General features: G+C 59.8%; 2 protein-coding genes and 1 pseudogene. 2 read left to right on the plus strand and 1 reads right to left on the minus strand.

All coding sequences use genetic code 11. The features are described 5' to 3' along the window. Positions 1–271, plus strand: a pseudogene (locus WBP53_RS12295) (aspartate aminotransferase family protein); the annotation flags it as partial. Beyond that, a complete protein-coding gene (locus tag WBP53_RS12300; protein WP_423929335.1) occupies positions 268–1,401 on the plus strand; it encodes a trans-sulfuration enzyme family protein in 1,134 nt (377 codons plus the stop codon). The pseudogene WBP53_RS12295 and the gene WBP53_RS12300, both read left to right, overlap by 4 nt. Before the next feature lie 215 nt (positions 1,402–1,616). On the opposite strand, the gene WBP53_RS12305 is transcribed toward WBP53_RS12300, so the two are convergent. Then, positions 1,617–2,219, minus strand: a 603-nt coding sequence (locus WBP53_RS12305) for an AMP-binding enzyme (RefSeq protein WP_423929337.1), incomplete at its 5' end; no start/stop codon positions are given.

Raw genomic sequence — 2,219 nt, forward strand, 5'->3', positions numbered from 1 at the left:
GGCCGATGGTGAAGGCCTGGACTTCACGACCACACGTGTCGGCGCCATGTTCGGTCTGTTTTTCAGCAAGGAAAAAATCGAAACCTACGCACAAGCCACCGCGGCAGACCGAGACCTCTTCAATCGCTTCTTCCAAAGCATGCTTGAGCAAGGCGTGTTCTTCGCTCCCGCCGCCTACGAGGCGGGATTCATGTCGATGGCGCACGACGAGAGCATTCTCGCCGATACACTTCGGGCTGCCCGTACAGCATTCGCCTCACTGCGCTCATGAACAAGCCCGTTCATCACCTGCAAACACTGGCGGTACATGCGGGCGGAGAATCCGACCCGGAAACAGGCGCGGTTGTCGCACCGATCCATCTGGCCACCACGTTTCAACATGGACCAGCCGGCGAGCGGATTGCAGGCTACGAATATCAGCGCGAAGGCAATCCAACCAATGATCGCTTGCGCGCAGCGCTTGCCGCCCTTGAAGGTGGAGCGCAGGCACTGACCTTCGCCTCGGGCATGGCGGCAATCAGTTGCCTGCTCGAAACCATGGAACACGGCGCGCATATCGCCATTCCGGATGACTGCTACACCGGGCTGCGTGTGCTTGCCGAAGAGTTCCTGCCGCAACGCAGCCTGCGTGTCAGCACCATCGACATGGCCAACCCCGACGCAGTGCGAAAGTTGAGTCGCGAAGGAATCGACCTGCTCTGGGTCGAGACTCCCTCGAATCCGCGCATGAAAATCAGCGACATCAGGACGCTGGCAGAAATAGCGAAAGCAAACGGCGCGCTACTGGTTTGCGACAACACGTTTGCCTCGCCGGCACTGCAGCGCCCACTCGAACTGGGCGCCGATATCGTCATGCATTCGACGACCAAATACTTCGGCGGGCATAGTGACGTGCTGGGCGGAGCCCTGGTATTCAAGCAAGCCGATGAGTCGTATGAGCGTGTGGCCCATCGCCTGCATGTCACCGGTGCGACACTGGCTCCATTCAATGCCTGGCTGACCTTGCGCGGCTGTCGCTCGCTGCCTGCACGCATGGCAATGCATTGCGCAAATGCCCGAGCCATTGCAGAGTTTCTATCGAAGCATCCTGCGATTGAACGAGTGAACTATCCCGGCTTGCCAACGCATCCCGGTCACGAGGTTGCCGCCCGTCAGATGATTGATTTCGGCGGCATGCTCAGCATGGAATTGCGTGGCGGGCGCACAGCGGCCCTGTCCATGGCTGGCAGGTTGAAACTGTTCACCAACGCTACTTCACTGGGCGGTTGCGAGTCGCTGATTGAACATCGCGCGTCGGTGGAAGGTGACAAGCCGGTCTCGCCGCAGAACCTGTTGCGCGTGTCGGTCGGCCTCGAACACGTCGATGACCTGATTGCCGATCTGGAGCAGGCTCTGGGCTGAGGGTTCCGACAGCTTGCGCTGCAATTCGGCGAAACGTGTCATCCGCCCTCTCCCCTCGGGGGAGGGTTGGGATGAGGACACGGTCGGAGCGGAATTCCCGCCACGCGCGTACGCTGATCCGCCTGCGGCACCTTCTCCCGAGGGGACAAGGAAGAGCTACAGATACACCGTGCACCCATGCTTGCGGCGCGCCAGCGAAGTTGTCGCGCAGCCCCCTATGGATTTGCAACCAGTTCGCGCTTGAGGATCTTGCCGGATGCCGTCATCGGCAGACTCTCCCGGAACTCGACATGACGCGGATATTTGTATGCCGCAATGCGCTCTCGGCACCATTCGATCAATTCAGATCCACTCAGCTCCGCGCCCGGCTTGAGAATCACGAATGCCTTGATCTCCTCGCCATACTCCTCATCCTTGATGCCGACTACCGCGGCAAGTGAAACCGCAGGGTGGGTCACCAGGAGCTCTTCGATCTCGCGCGGATAGACGTTGAAACCACCGCGATTGATCATGTCCTTGCTGCGATCGACGATGAAGTAGGCACCGTCTTCATCCCGGCGTGCGAGATCACCCGTACGGAACCAGCCATCCTGAATCGCGGCGCGCGTTTCCGCCTCGCGATTGAAGTAGCCCTTCATGATGTTGTGTCCACGCACAGCGATCTCGCCGATGTCGCCAATCTTGCTGACCTCGCTCCAGTCGTCATTGATCAGTTTCACCTCGACGCCCCAAATGGGCACCCCGATTGAACCGACCTTGAGCGGCAGATCCTTGCGGGAAAACGTCGCTACGGGCGAAGTTTCCGAAAGGCCGTATCC

Origin of the sequence: Dokdonella sp. (assembly GCF_049593775.1) — a bacterium.
GTDB lineage: Bacteria > Pseudomonadota > Gammaproteobacteria > Xanthomonadales > Rhodanobacteraceae > Dokdonella.

Bases quoted from the DNA above. Each gene is read 5' to 3' on its own strand.
- WBP53_RS12300 (WP_423929335.1), top strand. From the start codon at position 268: ATGAACAAGCCCGTTCATCACCTGCAAACACTGGCGGTACATGCGGGC.